Here is a 15,455-nt window from a genome sequence, read left to right as displayed (position 1 = left end):
TCCGCGATTCCGTTTTAACCGGAACTGCTCTAATGACGGCGCAAAAAAGAAACGGCACTCCAACGGAGTGCCGTTTTATAATGTCTGTTTGGTCAGTACAGATTACACCGCGTGTCGTTCCGTGACGAATTTGGTCGTGAGATAAGGTTCGATGGCTTCGCTACCGCCTTCGGAACCATAGCCACTGTCCTTGACGCCACCGAACGGCACTTCCGGCAGAGCCAGACCAAGGTGGTTGATGGTCAGCATGCCAACCTCGACGCGGTGTTCGAGTTCGGCAATCCGTGCTGCCGATTGCGTGAACGCATAAGAAGCAAGGCCGAATGGCAGGCGATTGGCTTCGCTAAAGGCTTCTTCCGCATCGGAGAACGGAATGATCAGTGCCACTGGGCCAAACGGCTCATCATTCATGATGTTCATATCGCGCGTGATATTCGTCAGAACCGTCGGTTCATAGAAATTGCCGGAATTGCCGATGCGTTTGCCACCGGCAGCAAGATTGGCGCCCTTGTCTCGGGCATCGGCCACGAGCGCTTCAATTGCTTCCACGCGACGTTGCGAAACGAGCGGCCCCATGGTGCTGTCGGCTTCGAGACCGGAGCCAACCTTGACGCGACCGACTTCCTCAAGAAACACGTCGACAAACTGATCGACAGCCTTGTCCTCAATCAGGAAGCGGGTCGGAGAGACGCAGACCTGGCCGGCATTGCGGAATTTCGAGCGACCCATCGTGGTTGCTGCTGCCGCGATGTCGGCGTCACCAAAGACCAAAACCGGTGCATGGCCGCCAAGCTCCATCGTGGCGGGCTTCATATGCGCACCTGCCAGCGAGGCAAGGTGCTTGCCGACCGGAACCGATCCGGTAAACGAGACTTTGCGGATGGCCGGATGCGCGATCAAATAGCTCGATATGTCGGCTGGTACGCCATAGACGAAGTTGACGACGCCAGCAGGAAGACCAACCTCATGCAGCACTTCGGCCAGAACAGTTGGGGAAGCGGGGGTGTCTTCCGAAGGCTTGACGACGAGCGAGCAACCGGCGGCGAGCGCAGCGCCCAGTTTGCGGGCCGTCTGTGAAACCGGGAAGTTCCACGGTGTGAAGGCAGCCACCGGGCCGATCGGCGTCTTGAACACTGTCTGGCGAACGAAACGGTCGCGCGCAGGGATGATGCGACCGTATGCGCGCCGGGCTTCCTCGGCGAACCAGTCGAAAATATCGGCGGAGACGTTGATTTCCGCGAGTGCTTCGGCGAGCGGCTTGCCCTGTTCGAGCGTCAGTAGATGCGCAGCGTCCTTGGCACGCTCGCGCAGCAGTGTGGCGGCCTTGCGCAGAATATTCGAGCGTTCGAAGACGCTCATATCGCGCCAGATGTGGAAGCCGCGTTCGGCAGCTAGTGCTGCCGCTTCAAGTTGGGCTTTCGAGGCAACGCCAACCGTTCCGATGGTTTCATTATTGACCGGATTGAGTACGGCGATGGGCGTGCCGCCTTCGCCTTCTACCCATTTGCCATCGATGAACAGTCTGGTGTCGCGGTAGTGAGAATTGGTCATGACGTACTCAATTGCCTGTTTGCAAGCGTTGAAAGATCAGGTTTCCGATAGGTATGGCAGACGTGGCGGCAGGTGATGGTGCATTGCACACATGCAACACACGTTTTGTCTGGTGGAACTTGAAGTCGTGAATAAGCTTACCGTCTCTCGAAACGGCTTGCGCCCTTATCCCTGCCCGGTAAGGCCGAAGGTCGCTTTCCTGCAGGGATGGGCAATATTTCCGGCACTTTTCCAGATAGCTCTTCTTAAACAGGCTATCCTTCATTTCTTCCAGGCCGGACGAGAGATGGGCGGTGATTACCTTCCAGAAACCCGGAAAGGCCGCATAGGTCGCAATATCGCGCAAGTTGGCCGAGAATTTTGGATAACCCTCGCGGGAAAGACCCAAAACGGCATTGGGACCGACGGTCAGGCTGCCATCGATCATCGGCGTCAGATGTATGCCGAGAAACGGCATTGAAGGATCGGGCACCGGATAGATCATGCGTTCGACAAGCTTGTTCAATTCGGGCCGCAAGGCGTAATATTCGCCGCGAAAAGGCACGATCTGGAAATCGATATCGACACCGGACCGGCGGGCAAGGCGGTCGGCCTGCAGACCGGCGCAGGCGATAACCTGCCTGCTTTCCCAAACCTTGTCGCCTGCATGAACGCGCGCGTTATCCGCCCGTTCTTCAATGCGATCCACACTGATATTGAATTCGATATCGCCGCCCGCGGCGCGAATGAGATCGGCCATGGCGCGGCAGACCGCGCGATAATCAACAATACCGCTTTGCTCGACCAACAAAGCGGCAAGTCCGGTCACAGCGGGTTCGAATTCGCGTAATTCACCGCCACTGAGACGGCGGCAGGTGATGCCGTTTGCGGCGGCATTGGTTTCAAGGGCTGCAAGGCGCTGCACTTCCAATTCGTTGGTCGCCACGACAAGCTTGCCCGGAACGCGATAGGCTATGTTGTTTTCGTCACAAAACTGCTTCGTCATGCGTTCGCCAGCGCGGCAAAGCTCTGCCTTGAAGCTGCCGGGCTGATAATAGATGCCCGCATGGATCACACCGCTATTATGGCCGGTCTGATGCATCGCAACGGCGTTTTCCTTTTCCAGCACCAGAATGCGGGCTGAAGGCTCTCTCCTGACAATGGTGAGCGCCGTGGCAAGGCCGACAATACCGCCACCAACGAGACAATAATCATACATGCGAAGAACCGATGTTTGTTGTATGATGCATCATGAATTAATGGCACGAAGCGACATTGGCGTCAATTGGTTTACTGAGAGGACGCTCGTTATGTCTCAGCTACCAATGAGATGGCTCCGTGAAGCCAGGTTCGTGACAGGGATATCTAGAAAGAAATGTCAGTAAAGGCCGTGCGGTTCCGTTCCAGTTCCATGCGGGTGCGGCGAATGTGGCTGTAAAGGGCTCTTTCTGAATCTTCGACATCTCTTCGCTTGATGGCTTCCATCAGAAGCCCGTGCTCGCATTGTATGATCCAGAACCGTTCACGGCCCAGCAGCGTTGTGTAAGCGCGCCGATAATGCTGTGTCGTATTCCAGATGCGCTCGATCATTGGAATGAGCGTAGGCATGGCCGTCGCACGATAGCTCGCAAGGTGAAATTGACGATCAAGCCGCAGGAATTCTTCCACATCCGTCGTGGCGTCTATGGCGCGACAGATCTCTTCAAGGCCGAGAATATCCTCATCGGTCAAGTGTGGGAGGCTTTCGCCAAGCGCAAGCGGTTCGATCCGCTCGCGAATCTTCCACATCTCCACACACTCATTGATGTCGACACGCGCAATCCAGACACCACTATTGGGAACGATGACGACGAGGCCTTCGCTTTCGAGCTGCTTGAGAGCCTCCCGAACGGGGACGCGGCTCGTGCCGAATTGTTCGGCAAGTTCCTCTTGCCGGATGCGCAGTCCGGGCGCGAACTCGCCGCTCAGAATCTTCTGGCGAATTTCACCCGTTACTCGAAGACCCAACGTGGTTTCATTCATAAAATGGCCCCTTCTATGTTCTGACCGTGCATCAGAGACGCCAGATATAGCAGACAATGTTCGGCGCTCGTCTACTACTTTCACTGTCGGACGAAGAGGCGATCACGACGTCGTGCCAACCGAACTCCAAAGTCGACGCGTCAGACCTTTTTTATAGGCCTTGCCATTCGGGAAGGATACGAGCTCGAGTTGCATTCCCCAGGGTGTCAGGAAATAGACCCAGGTTTGCCCTGCACTCGGACCATCTCTCCGCACAACGGCTCACCGAGAATGCGGACATCATGCATGCGCAAATACTGCACAGCCGAATCAATATCGTCGACATAGAAGGCAAGGTGGTGTCCTCCGACGTCGCTATTTGCGCGGCTGGACCGGGTTTTGGTCTGGTGACGAATACTCAAATATCTCGAAGTTGGAGCCATTGCCGCAGCGCAAGAACTGTAGCTTCTTCATGACCGCGCGTGGATGCACGTTAAAGATGTTGTCGCGTTAACTGGGCTGCAGTTGCCTGCCTGACGGGTTGGGCGTAAATTTTGGTGATGCAGACATCAGATATCATCTTCAAGCGCCACCGTTTTCCGCCACAGATCATTGCTCATACGGTATGGCTTTATCTGCGGTTCAACCTTAGTCTGCCTTAAGTTGAGGAAATGCTGCTTGAGCGTGGAATCGACGTATCATACGAGACAGTTCGTCATTGGATCGCCAAGTTCGGACCCCAGATCACACGCAACTTGCGGCGGCGTCAGGCGCGCCCTGGCGGTATTTGGTATTTGGACGAAGTGGCCGTCAAATGCGCTGGAGAGAAATTCTGGCTCTGGCGTGCAGTGGATCAACATGGCTTTGTTCTCGAAGAAATCTTACAGAAGCGTCGTGATAAAAGGGCGGCAAAGCGACTGCTCGTGGTGTTAATGAAGCGCTATGGCTTTTCTCCCCAAAGGATCATCACCGATAAGCTCCGCTGCTACGGTGCAGCAAAGGCAGAAGTGGCACCCGGCCTTGACCATTGGTCGCACAAGGGCCTCAATAATCGGGCCGAGAATAGCCATCTGCCGTTTAGGAAACGGGAACGAACCATGCAAGGCCACCGATGTCAGACATCCGTGAACCGGCGGAGTGGCCCAGAAAGTGAGGGACGGATCAAGATTATAAAGTCCGATGCGGCTCGGCCGGCTCGCAAAATCAGGGACGCCCGGCTCAACGCAGACTCGGTCGCCCACCGTAAGATTGTGAACATTTGCACCACAGGCAATGACAGTGCCAGCTCCCTCATGGCCGAGGATCATCGGTTTCTTAACGATGAATGGACCGATGCTGCCATGACGATAATAGTGAACATCGTTGCCACATATGCCAACGACATCCGTCGCGATGCGCACATCGCAATCGCCAAGCGTCAAATCGATATCGATATCGCGCAAAGCCAGTTCGCGTGTCTTTTCCAGAACAAGTGCGAGAGCCATGTTAATCCTAGATACTTGTATAGCCAGCGTCTGCAGTGACAATCGAGCCAGTCATCAGGCTTGAGGCGTCTGAGGCAAGGAACTGGACGATGGAGGCGATTTCCTCCGGTTTGCCCATGCGACCAGTGGGGGTCAGGTCGAGCCAGCGCTCAACCAGCCCCGGCTGATTTTCAAGTCCATGCAGCAATGGCGTTTCGATATAGGTTGGCGCAACCGCATTCACCCTGACACCTCTTTTGGCCCATTCGACTGCGAGTGAGCGTGTGAGGTGGTGTACCCCCGCTTTCGAGGCGTTGTAGTGGCATTGTGGCTGCGGTACATTAACGATATGTGCCGACATCGAACCGATATTGATGATTGAACCCTTGCCGTTATCCAACATTCGACGACCAAAGGCTCGACAGGTGCGGAATACGCCGCTGAGATTGACCTCAATGACACGATCCCATTGATCGTCCGTCATGTCTTCAGCGGCGACATTGTTGACGATACCTGCATTGCAGACGAGCACGTCAAGTGGCTGTATGTTATTCGCCAGCGCGTTCAACTGAACGCTGTCAGTAACATCGAGCTGCCGGGCGCTTGCAGACCCACCGATTTCTCTTGCGGTGGTCTCGGCGCGTGACAGATCAATATCGGTGCAGACCACCGTCGCCCCGGTTTGCGCCAGGGCTTGCGCACAAGCTGCACCTATTCCCTGACCGGCCCCTGTTACCAGTGCCAGCCGACCGCTCAAATCCATTCTTGCACGATAGGACATTTTTGTTCTGCCGTTCCTAAATCAAACCGCGTTTGGCCATGTCTCGCATCAGCGAGCGCATACCGTAAGCCCATGGATACGCCTTGTCCGACGTCGTGACGACATTGCGCAAGGTTCCAAGTGTTGGCGTCGAAATCTCGACGACGTCACCTTCTTTGTGGGTGAAGCCACTGCCTTTTTCCGCACGATCCTGCGTGGGAGCAAACATGGTTCCCAAAAATAGCAGGAATCCATCAGGATATTGATGGCTGGCATTGATGGTCTGTGCGACCAGATCGGCAGGTCTCCGGCTGATCTCGGCCATATTGGAGCGCCCTGACATTTCAAAGCCGTCTTCTCCTTTGACGGACAGTTCAAGTGTTGCATTCTCAATGTCACCGAGCGTAAATCCAGCGTCAAACAGGCGGATGAACGGGCCGATGGCGCAGGAAGCATTATTATCCTTGGCCTTGCCGAGGAGGAGCGCTGATCGACCTTCAACGTCGCGCAGATTGACGTCATTTCCAAGTGTAGCGCCACGTATATTGCCGTTTTTGTCTACCGCTAGCACGATTTCGGGTTCGGGGTTGTTCCACTTCGAAATCCGGTTGACGCCGACTTGCGCGCCATGGCCAACGGCAGACATGGGCTGCGATTTGGTGAAGACCTCAGCGTCAGGTCCAATACCCACTTCAAGATATTGCGACCAAAGCCCTTCTTTCTCCAAGGCAGTCTTTACCTCAACGGCCTGCTCAGAGCCAGCGCGTATGTTGGACAGGCTTCCGCCGATCAGTTCACCGATGCGCTTGCGGATCGCGTCGGCTTTTGCCGGGTCGCCTGACGTCCGCTCATCGATGACGCGCTCGATCATGCTTTGCGCAAAAGTGACCCCACATGCCTTAAGCGCCTGGAAATCACAAGGAGCAAGCCATGAATGGCGAGGTGATCCGTAACCAGTTTCGTACGGAGAAAGAACGAAATCATCAGGCTTGCCGAGCTTTTCGCCCTGTAGACCATCAAAGCGTACTGCGGGATCATTGTCGAGGAAGTCGCTAACTGAGATCACCGAGTTTGTGACATCAATCACTTCACAATCGCGAATGATGACAACACTGGGCGCTGACAGATCGGCGCGCCATACACGCCCGACCAGGCGGGCCTTTTCATGAGAATCGGGAAGCATGCTTCTCCTCCTTATATGTAGTAAAACTATTTAATTTGTTACTGTTTCGTCAAGGTGTAATCAGCCTTTGATGCGGACATCCTTGCCGACTTCGACCGGAATCCACAGCGAATATCGTCGGAAAGTCACTATATTCAACTGTTTTTGTCACCTAAAATGTTTTCCTGCCGCCGGTCTCTTTTTTCGGATTGGCAAACCAGGCACAACGCGATATGTAGTTATGCTATATCAACGATCCTTGTGAACGTTGACGGCTCGGAATTGGGTGGAGAAAATCATGACCGATGCGATCCTATCGCGGATCGATGGCAAGCTGTTCATCGACGGAAAATTCATAGAAGGACGCGGCGCACGTATCGACGTCGAGAATCCGGCGCGTGGCGAAGTCATCGGGCAGATTGCGGCAACGACGCCCGAAGAAATCGAGCAGGCAGTCGCAAGCGCGCGGGTTGCATTTCGTTCATGGTCCAAGGTTCCGGCCAGGGAGCGGTCACAAGCTCTCCACAGGCTCGGCGACCTGATATCCGCCGATGCCCCGCGCATGGCCCAGATCATGACGCTCGAACAGGGCAAACCGCTCAATGAAGCCAAAGGCGAAATCCTCAAACTGGCCGAAGCGTGCCACTTTTATGGCGAGGAGGCTGTGCGCGTCCTGGGCGAAATCGTACCCAACGATCAGAACGGTTATCAAAGCCAGGTCATCCGCGAACCGATCGGTGTGGTCGGTGCAATTACACCCTGGAATTATCCTGCCGAACTTGTTGGGTGGAAACTTTGCGCAAGCCTTGCTGCTGGTTGTACGATCATCATCAAGCCGGCAGAAGTCACACCCTTTACCGCCTTGGCCATTGCTGAAAAGGTGGCGGAGGCCAAGATTCCAGCAGGCGTCGTCAATGTCTTAACCGGCAAGGGCTCGCTCGTTGGCCAGGCACTCGTCGAGCATCCAGACGTTGACAAGATCGCCTTTACCGGCTCAAGCGCGGTTGGCCTTCATATCCAGAAGTCCTGTCCAACCGTAAAGCGCCTTTCTTTGGAGCTTGGTGGCAATTGTCCGCTCATCATAACCGCCAGCGCCGACATTGATGCGGCAGTGAAGGGGGCAGTGCGCCGTTCCTTCCGCAATATGGGGCAGATTTGCATTGCAATTAATCGTATCTATGTGGCGCGCCCGCTCTACGAGACTTTTCTCGAAAAATTCGCGGTTGCCGCCAACGCATTGACCATCGGCGACGGTCTGATCGAACCGGCTGCCGATATTGGGTCCATGGCTTCGCTTGCGCCCCTTGAAAAAACGCGCGAGCACCTGGCTGATGCATTGCAAAAAGGTGCAAGGCTCCTCGCCGGCGGCAAGGCGCCGGAAGGTGAAAAATTTGCCAGGGGGTTCTTCTTTTGCCCAACCATTGTCGCCGACTGTACTCATGAAATGAAGGTCATGAGTGAGGAAACCTTTGGTCCGCTTGTCGGTGTGGCGCCTTTCGACGGGCTGGAAGAGGCTGCGGCCCTAGCAAATGATACGCCTTATGGGCTTGCATCTTATGTCTATGCGCGCGACTTGCAGGAGATCTATCAGCTATCAAGCGACCTTGATTACGGTAATGTCGCCATCAACAATGTCGACGCGGGTATCATGAACGCGCCTTATGGAGGTCGTAAGCAAAGCGGGATCGGCTATGAGCATGGCCGGGAAGGCTTGCTGGAATATTTCAATTTCAAGCATATCCGCCTGCATCACGGCGTCGGAGCCTGACTTCATGACGTCCGCACTTCTAGGTATCGACATCGGAACTTCGGGCTGCAAAGCGCTGCTAGTGTCCGTCGAAGGCGATATTCTGGCCTCCAGCACCGCCACCTACGCGCTGTCGCAGCCTCGTGCCGGTTGGACCGAACAAGATCCCGCCCTTTGGATTGAGGGTGCGCGCAAGGCAGTGGCAAGCGTGATGGCGCAGTGCCCGGAGATTGAACTTCTCTGTGTCGGCCTTTCAGGTCAAATGCATGGCCTTACACCGCTTGACGAAAATAGAAAAATTCTGCGTCCGGCAATCTTGTGGAACGATCAGCGCAACGCTGCTGAAGTGGAGGAAATCACAGCAAAGGCTGGCGGGCTGGATGCTCTGATCGGCCAGACAGGCAATCGCATGCTGGTCGGTTATACCGGGGGCAAAATCGTCTGGATGAAAAATCATGAGCCGGATCTCTTTGCAAAACTGCATCATGTGCTCAACCCCAAAGATTATCTGCGCCTGGTGTTGACGGGAGAACTTGCAACGGAAGTATCGGATGCGTCTGGCACCGGGCTTTTCGATGTGCAACAGCGCAAATGGGCATCGGGGCTGATCGAGACGCTCGATATTGACCCTTCTTTCTTACCCGACTGCCATGAATCTCATGAGATTTCCGGTCGCATCAACGCTTCTGGCGCAGCACTCTTCGGGCTTCCGGTAGGGGTACCTGTAGCGGGCGGCGGCGGCGACAGTGTCATTCAGACCATTGGTTCAGGCGTGATCGAACCTGGTCAATTGCAAACAACAATCGGTACTGCTGGTATTCTGGCAGCGGCCCTGGATAAGCCCGTTCCAAGCGCGGACGGTCGCATCCAGATGTTCTGCAATGTCGCCCCTGCAAAATGGCATGCCATGGGCGTATCACTGAATGCGGGCGGAGCAATGGGTTGGTTCCGGTCAATCCTTGCCGATACCGGGCATGGTGACGATCTTACCTTCGATGCGGTAGCAAAAGCTGCCGCCTCCAGCACTCCAGGTGCGCGCGGACTATTATTCCTGCCTTATCTCAACGGTGAACGTTGTCCGCATCCAGATCCTGCAGCACGCGGTGCCCTCATCGGTCTCACAGCACGCCACACACTTGGCGATGTCTCGCGTAGTGTCATGGAAGGCGTTGTTCACGCCTTTTATGACATGCATGCGCTGATGAAATCTATGGGGATCGAGGGCCGGGTGATCAAGGCATCTGGCGGCGGCGCCCGATCACTATTGTGGCGACAAATTCAGGCCGACATGTTCGGTTGTGATGTGGTGACGACAGAAGGTGCTGCGGAAGGCGGGGCTTTTGGCGCGGCACTGGTGGCGGGAGTGGGAGTGGGCGTATGGAAGGACACGACTGAGGCAGCTGGCATCTTGCGCGAATTGACGTGTCAGAAGGCTGATCGTGCTGATAGTGCTGTCTATCACAAGGCACATGAAATCTATCGAGGGCTTTATCCTGCACTCTCCCGGAGCTTCCACGCTCTCGGCGATCCCGTTTTTGCTGGCTGACCGTCGAACAGGTCCAACCAAAGGATTTTTCCAGTTATGAAACAATATTCAGCTTTGATCTTCGATCTGGATGGAACGCTGATCGATAGTGCGCCGGACATCACCGCAGCGGTGAATGTCTATATGGTATCCAAGGGCTGGCCAGCACTATCCGTCGAATATGTCGAAACCTTTATCGGCAATGGTCCACGCCGCCTGTTGAAGGACATATTCATTGATCAGGGCCTGCCCTTTGACGATGCAACCGTGGATGCTGCGGTTCAAAGCTATATTGAAAACTATCATCGCAACCCGGCCGAGAAGACACGTTTCTTCAGCCACGTTCGCGAAGATCTGCAAAGCCTGCATGCTGCCGGTTTCAGGCTGGGCATCTGCACCAACAAGCCCCACGCCTTGACTCAGGAAATTTTGAAAATCCTCGAGCTCGATCGCCTCATCGAGGTGGCGCTTGGTGCAGACGCGGTGCCAGCCTGCAAGCCCGATCCTGGCCATCTGCGCGCCGTTGTCGAGCGCATGAATCTTAACGGTGCCAACTGGGCCTATGTGGGTGACACCAATGTCGACAAGGCGACGGCGGAGGGCGCGGGGGCCACTTTCTTCGTCGTGCCGTGGGGCGGTGGAGCGGATGTAAATGTCGAGCCGCATCAACGGCTTGCGCGTATCGCCGATCTCATGGAGTATCGTTCACATTAAATAGTGGGACGACGAAGGAACCAATTTCATGACGGTTAGCCTGTTACAGCGCATATTCCATGAAACAGACGGAATGGGGGCCGCCGAACGGCGTATCGCCGAATTTGTGAGCACGTCTCCTGGCGAGGTCATTCATATGAGCATGGCCAAATTGTCCGAGCGCTGTTCGGTCAGTGATCCGACCATCATGCGCTTTTGCCGCCGATTCGGTTTCGATGGCTATCAGGATTTCAAGCTGCATCTGGCACAAAGCCTCGTTCCTTCTGCACCCTTCGCCTATGAACAGATCATCCCCAATGACGGCATAGAGAATATTGTCCGCAAGACCTGTCGCAATTCCCTCAACGCCATCCAGCGTGCTCTGGAGGATCTCATTCCCCAGCAGGTTGAACAGGCTGCCCTGCTTTTGCGCGATGCCGCATGGACCGGTATCTACGCCAGCGGTATTTCTGAAGTCACAGCGATTGATGCCGAACACAAGTTCCAGCGCCTCGGCATGCGGTGTGCGGCGGTCATGGGGCGCAAGAAGCAGTGGATGCATGTCGAAGGTTCGCGACCGCACGAAGTCGCGCTGATCTTTTCGCAGTCTGGTCACACCAAGCAGATGGTGGAGCTGGCCATTGCAGCAAGAGCGGGGGGCGCGCGTGTCGTGTCGATCACCGCAGCCGAAAGTCCGCTCGCCCGTGTCACGGACGCGCTGATTGCCGTTCGTCCCTACGATCAGACCGAGTTGATGACACCGCTCGCATCGCGCCTCAATCATCATCTCGTCGTCAACATGCTCGTCACGGCAATTGCAGTGTCAAGCGGCAGCGAATTTCCCGATCAACTGCCAGCCCTCGATTCCTGGCTGACAGACAAGATACGGGACTAATGATCTAAACAACCGCCGCAGTCGTCCACAACGGCTCCGGCCAATCGGCAGGAAAGACAAATGTCCGCAGAGCAAAATGAAGCCAAGAAAGTCGCAGGTCGCCGGGTCATTGAGGAATTTGTGCGAGACGGCATGAAGCTTGGCCTTGGATCGGGAACCACCTCGCATTTCTTTGTGCGTGAGCTAGGGAAATATGTGGCTGATGGCATGAAGCTGACCTGCACCACGACGTCACGTTCGACGATTGACGTCGCGCGGGAAGTGGGTATCGCCATTACGGATCCAAACGAAATTGGCGAGATCGATCTCACCATCGATGGGCCGGACGAGATCGACCGCCAGTTCAACATGATCAAGGGCGGCGGTGCGTGCCTCTTGTGGGAAAAGATCATCGCACATGCATCAAAGCAGATGATTACGGTTTGCGATGAAACAAAAATCGTCGACACGCTCGGGGGCTTTCCTCTCCCCGTGGAGGTTGTGCAGTTTGCGTGGAAACAGACTGAGCGGATGGTGGATCGCATTTTGCACGAACATGGAATTACTGCCGAGATCGCCCGCCGCATGCGTGACGGTCAGCCTGTGGTAACCGATAGCGGCAATTTCATCCTTGATTGCAAATGTGGCGCGATCACCAAACCGGCTCCCCTCGAAACTGAACTCAACCGCATACCCGGCGTCGTCGAAAATGGCCTGTTTACAAGAGAATCCGCCGGTATGGTGGTCGGTTGTTTCGACGGCACATCCTACGTCAAGTTGCGATAATCTAGTAAAACTTCAAATGGACTGACGTGGCTGGATCCTGTCTGGGCTCCAGATAATCCTAATTTGCGCCGAAAATTGGCATAAGATGACGATTCTTCGGTCTGGGAGGTGCCGTTTAACCTGAATTTTCCTGAATCAGCTTGACAAGCTTGCTGAATATGTAGTGAAACTATATATATGCACTTTGGGAGGTGAATATGGGTATCGATCTTAAACTCAACCGGCGCCACGTTCTGGCAGGGGGGCTCGCACTTGGAGCGGCGGCATTTGCCGGCCGCGAGGCATTCGCGCAAGACCGGGTCTTTCTGCCGTTCAGCAACAAAAGTCTTGACTACTATTTTTTCGTTATCGAGGAAGAGGCGGTAAAGCGTGCTGTCGAAAGCCGCAAATGGTCGTTCCAGGCAACCAATGCCAATTTCGACAATACAAAGCAGCTCGAACAATGGCAGAGCCTGATGCTGTCCCAGCCTGTCGGTCTGGTTGCCGATCCGATTGATAGCCAGGCGATCGTGAGCGCGATCCGCCGCTACAATCAGAAAAAGATACCCGTCGCCATCATCGATACGCCTGCAGATGGCGGGGATGTCGCTATCACCGTCAGCTTCGACAACTATCAGGGCGGTGTCATGGCCGCACGCGAGATCATCGATCGGTTGACCAAAAAGCACGGTAGCCCGCGCGGCAAGGTCCTCAATTGCTATGGAGCACTTGCGAGCGTCGCCTGGCGTCAACGCAAGGAAGGAATGGACGCCGAATTCGCCAAGTATCCTGACATAACCTATATCAGCCGACCCACCGAAGGTCAGCTTGATCAAATGCTTTCCGTAACGTTGTCGACGCTTTCCGAACATCCCGATCTTGATGCCGTTCATGCTCCCAGCGACTCGCCCGCACGCGGCATCACAACTGCCCTGCAGCAAAAGAATCGCTGGAAAAAGGTCGGTGAGGAAGGCCACGTGATTTTCGTCACCATCGATGGCGAGCCGGTTGCAGTCAGAGGCATTCAGGACGGTTACATGGACGCCTGCGTGTCACAAGACCCTATTGCCTATGGTGAGATTGCCGTGGAACTCTTGGAAAAGCACGCAATGAAGGGCGAGGAAGTGCCGCTTGGCGCGTATGAAAATAAGAAATATTTTTGGGAGAAGGGCGAGATCGTCAAGGGTGATACCGGTCCAACCCTCATCATTCCACCTTTCGTCATCAATGGCGACAATGCTGCCGACAAGCGCCACTGGGGCTACGTCGCAGAAAAGGAATGGGGCGTTCCTTATACCTGATCGTGACATACGACGCCCGCGCAACAAGGGTGGGCGTCGTTTCGCATGTGATTGGCGTGCGGTCGCAGGCGGCGGAGAAGTATCATGACAAATATCCAGACAAATGGGCGCGAAAAGGATGCTGGCAAAAGCAACATTGCCTTGCGTGTCGACAACGTTACCAAACGATATGGAACCTTTACGGCGTTGCGCTCCGTTAGCCTCGATATTAATCGCGGCAGTATCCACGGACTGCTCGGCGAAAACGGCGCCGGCAAAAGCACGCTAGTTGGTATCATCTCTGGGCAGCGCGCACCCAGCAGCGGAACGATCTATCTCGATGATAAACCGGTGCATGGCGCAGACGTTAAGGCCATGGAAGAAGCCGGCGTGTTTCTGGTCACGCAAGAGCCTATGATTATCGATCACATCTCTGCCGCCGAGAATCTGATGCTAGGCATTTGGCCTTCCCGAGGCGGCTTTGTGCGTTGGAAGAAGCTGAAGACAGATGCCGCACGAATGTTGAAAGATTCGGGAATTGATCCAACCGTCAATGCCGGCAGGCTCAACGCCGTTGCAAGGCGCAAGCTCAATATCCTGCGCGCCATGTTCTCAGGCGGTAAAGTCATCATCCTCGATGAACCGACTGCCGCCCTTACCGTTCCCGACCGCAGGCAACTGTTCGATTTCATGCGTCAGTTGAAGAGCGAAGGCGTCACCTTCATTTTCATCTCGCATTATAATGACGAGATTCTCGAAATCTGCGATGCGGTTTCCGTCCTGCGCGACGGCTTTCTTGCCGGTGGCAGCCAGGATGTGCAGGCGATGACGTCCGAGCAACTATCCGAACTGGTGCTCGGGCGCGGCCTCGACCTGTTTCAGCGCGAGCGCAAAATCTTCGGTTCTCAAACGTCGGCAATCAGTCTGCGCGGTGTTATCGCCCATCATGTCGATCTCTATGAACTTGATATCCGGCCAGGCGAGATCGTCGGTTTTACCGGCTTGCCAGGTGCCGGCGCAAAAGAACTTGCGCGGGCGATATTCGGCCTCAACCGTGCGAGGGCTGGAACGATCAGTTTTGACGGTGGACCACAGGAAAGTCTACCGCAGCATCCAAAGGCAGCTTTCAGCAAGGGTGTCGCCTATCTGTCCGACGATCGGCGCAAGGATGGCGTTGTTGGCCATTTATCGATCGCTGAAAACATCGCACTGTCCTCACTCGATCGGCGTGCGTTCCTGGGTTTTGTCAAACGCGACCAGGAAGCGCGTCTTTGCGGCGGATATTTCTCCAGTATGGGTATCAAGGCGCAAAGCGCTGCCGCAGCAGTGGATACGTTGAGCGGTGGTAACCAGCAGAAAGTATGCCTCGGTCGTGTTCTTGCGACACAACCAAGGCTTCTTATCCTCGACGAGCCGACACGTGGTATCGATGTCGGCGTCAAGCAGGACGTTTTGCGCATCATCGATGAACTCAGCAACAAGGGCGTCAGCGTTATCATTGTCTCGACCGATACGGACGAATTGGTGCGCGCAGTCGACCGTGTCTGCGTATTCCGCCAAGGCTCCATCGAGGAGATCGTGACCGGCGACTACATCACCACCGACAATCTGCGCCGCCTTTCACAGGCGTGAGCGCAACATCGGTAAAGGAATAA

12 protein-coding genes and 2 pseudogenes are annotated in these 15,455 nt (G+C 55.2%); 8 read left to right on the top strand and 6 right to left on the bottom strand.

All coding sequences use genetic code 11. From position 1 onward, the window contains the following. Positions 1 to 102: 102 nt before the first annotated feature. The 3 genes from HWD97_RS19730 to HWD97_RS19720 form a co-directional block, all read right to left on the bottom strand. Complete coding sequence (locus tag HWD97_RS19730; protein WP_109365710.1) at positions 103 to 1,551, bottom strand: NAD-dependent succinate-semialdehyde dehydrogenase; 1,449 nt, start codon at positions 1,549 to 1,551, stop codon at positions 103 to 105. 7 nt (positions 1,552 to 1,558) lie between these two features. Further along, on the bottom strand, positions 1,559 to 2,749 hold the full coding sequence (lhgO, locus tag HWD97_RS19725) for an L-2-hydroxyglutarate oxidase (RefSeq protein WP_109365711.1): 1,191 nt from the start codon (positions 2,747 to 2,749) through the stop codon (positions 1,559 to 1,561). Positions 2,750 to 2,895: 146 nt separating this feature from the next. Beyond that, positions 2,896 to 3,552, bottom strand: coding sequence for a GntR family transcriptional regulator (locus HWD97_RS19720; RefSeq protein ID WP_109365712.1), 657 nt, complete (start codon positions 3,550 to 3,552; stop codon positions 2,896 to 2,898). Positions 3,553 to 4,091: 539 nt separating this feature from the next. On the opposite strand from HWD97_RS19720, the pseudogene HWD97_RS19715 reads away from it, so the two are divergent. Beyond that, a pseudogene (locus tag HWD97_RS19715) lies at positions 4,092 to 4,664 on the top strand (IS6 family transposase); the annotation flags it as partial. A gap of 36 nt (positions 4,665 to 4,700) precedes the next feature. Here the strand turns inward: HWD97_RS19715 and HWD97_RS19710 are convergent. From HWD97_RS19710 to HWD97_RS19700, 3 genes and pseudogenes are all read right to left on the bottom strand, one after another. After that, positions 4,701 to 5,015: pseudogene (locus HWD97_RS19710) on the bottom strand (alcohol dehydrogenase catalytic domain-containing protein); the annotation flags it as partial. A 7-nt stretch (positions 5,016 to 5,022) separates the two neighbouring features. Further along, positions 5,023 to 5,775, bottom strand: coding sequence for an SDR family NAD(P)-dependent oxidoreductase (locus tag HWD97_RS19705; protein WP_109365713.1), 753 nt, complete (start codon positions 5,773 to 5,775; stop codon positions 5,023 to 5,025). A gap of 16 nt (positions 5,776 to 5,791) precedes the next feature. Beyond that, positions 5,792 to 6,937 carry a fumarylacetoacetate hydrolase family protein gene (locus tag HWD97_RS19700; protein ID WP_109365714.1) on the bottom strand — a complete coding sequence of 382 codons (1,146 nt, stop codon included), beginning with the start codon at positions 6,935 to 6,937 and terminating at the stop codon, positions 5,792 to 5,794. 277 nt (positions 6,938 to 7,214) lie between these two features. Between HWD97_RS19700 and HWD97_RS19695 the strand changes: the two genes are divergently transcribed. The 7 genes from HWD97_RS19695 to HWD97_RS19665 all read left to right on the top strand — a co-directional run bounded on the left by HWD97_RS19695 (position 7,215) and on the right by HWD97_RS19665 (position 15,432). Then, the gene (locus HWD97_RS19695) at positions 7,215 to 8,684 is read left to right on the top strand and encodes an aldehyde dehydrogenase (protein WP_109365715.1); all 1,470 of its coding nucleotides are present in this window, start codon (positions 7,215 to 7,217) and stop codon (positions 8,682 to 8,684) included. Between the two features lie 4 nt (positions 8,685 to 8,688). Further along, on the top strand, positions 8,689 to 10,209 hold the full coding sequence (gene xylB, locus HWD97_RS19690) for a xylulokinase (protein ID WP_319080255.1): 1,521 nt from the start codon (positions 8,689 to 8,691) through the stop codon (positions 10,207 to 10,209). 36 nt (positions 10,210 to 10,245) lie between these two features. Continuing rightward, positions 10,246 to 10,902, top strand: coding sequence for an HAD-IA family hydrolase (locus HWD97_RS19685; RefSeq protein ID WP_078341183.1), 657 nt, complete (start codon positions 10,246 to 10,248; stop codon positions 10,900 to 10,902). A 28-nt stretch (positions 10,903 to 10,930) separates the two neighbouring features. Beyond that, positions 10,931 to 11,776 (top strand): MurR/RpiR family transcriptional regulator, encoded by an 846-nt coding sequence (locus HWD97_RS19680; protein ID WP_078341184.1) that lies wholly within the window; start codon positions 10,931 to 10,933, stop codon positions 11,774 to 11,776. 60 nt (positions 11,777 to 11,836) lie between these two features. Then, positions 11,837 to 12,541 (top strand): ribose 5-phosphate isomerase A, encoded by a 705-nt coding sequence (rpiA, locus tag HWD97_RS19675; RefSeq protein ID WP_109365716.1) that lies wholly within the window; start codon positions 11,837 to 11,839, stop codon positions 12,539 to 12,541. 197 nt (positions 12,542 to 12,738) lie between these two features. After that, complete coding sequence (locus HWD97_RS19670) at positions 12,739 to 13,821, top strand: sugar ABC transporter substrate-binding protein (protein WP_109365717.1); 1,083 nt, start codon at positions 12,739 to 12,741, stop codon at positions 13,819 to 13,821. Between the two features lie 84 nt (positions 13,822 to 13,905). After that, positions 13,906 to 15,432 carry a sugar ABC transporter ATP-binding protein gene (locus HWD97_RS19665; RefSeq protein WP_109365718.1) on the top strand — a complete coding sequence of 509 codons (1,527 nt, stop codon included), beginning with the start codon at positions 13,906 to 13,908 and terminating at the stop codon, positions 15,430 to 15,432. Positions 15,433 to 15,455 lie beyond the last annotated feature (23 nt).

Source organism: Ochrobactrum sp. C6C9, from assembly GCF_022627935.1.
Classification (GTDB): Bacteria; Pseudomonadota; Alphaproteobacteria; order Rhizobiales; family Rhizobiaceae; genus Brucella; species Brucella teleogrylli.
The sequence above is the reverse complement of the archived record's forward strand: the minus strand, read 5'-3'. Positions and strand labels throughout refer to the sequence as shown.

What these genes read in the sequence shown, in the direction of transcription:
- HWD97_RS19685 (WP_078341183.1), top strand. Translation starts at nt 10,246, where the DNA reads ATGAAACAATATTCAGCTTTGATCTTCGATCTGGATGGAACGCTGATC.
- rpiA (WP_109365716.1), top strand. Translation starts at nt 11,837, where the DNA reads ATGTCCGCAGAGCAAAATGAAGCCAAGAAAGTCGCAGGTCGCCGGGTC.
- xylB (WP_319080255.1), top strand. Translation starts at nt 8,689, where the DNA reads ATGACGTCCGCACTTCTAGGTATCGACATCGGAACTTCGGGCTGCAAA.
- HWD97_RS19700 (WP_109365714.1), bottom strand. Translation starts at nt 6,937, where the DNA reads ATGCTTCCCGATTCTCATGAAAAGGCCCGCCTGGTCGGGCGTGTATGG.
- lhgO (WP_109365711.1), bottom strand. Translation starts at nt 2,749, where the DNA reads ATGTATGATTATTGTCTCGTTGGTGGCGGTATTGTCGGCCTTGCCACG.
- HWD97_RS19720 (WP_109365712.1), bottom strand. Translation starts at nt 3,552, where the DNA reads ATGAATGAAACCACGTTGGGTCTTCGAGTAACGGGTGAAATTCGCCAG.
- HWD97_RS19680 (WP_078341184.1), top strand. Translation starts at nt 10,931, where the DNA reads ATGACGGTTAGCCTGTTACAGCGCATATTCCATGAAACAGACGGAATG.
- HWD97_RS19705 (WP_109365713.1), bottom strand. Translation starts at nt 5,775, where the DNA reads ATGTCCTATCGTGCAAGAATGGATTTGAGCGGTCGGCTGGCACTGGTA.
- HWD97_RS19670 (WP_109365717.1), top strand. Translation starts at nt 12,739, where the DNA reads ATGGGTATCGATCTTAAACTCAACCGGCGCCACGTTCTGGCAGGGGGG.
- HWD97_RS19695 (WP_109365715.1), top strand. Translation starts at nt 7,215, where the DNA reads ATGACCGATGCGATCCTATCGCGGATCGATGGCAAGCTGTTCATCGAC.
- HWD97_RS19730 (WP_109365710.1), bottom strand. Translation starts at nt 1,551, where the DNA reads ATGACCAATTCTCACTACCGCGACACCAGACTGTTCATCGATGGCAAA.
- HWD97_RS19665 (WP_109365718.1), top strand. Translation starts at nt 13,906, where the DNA reads ATGACAAATATCCAGACAAATGGGCGCGAAAAGGATGCTGGCAAAAGC.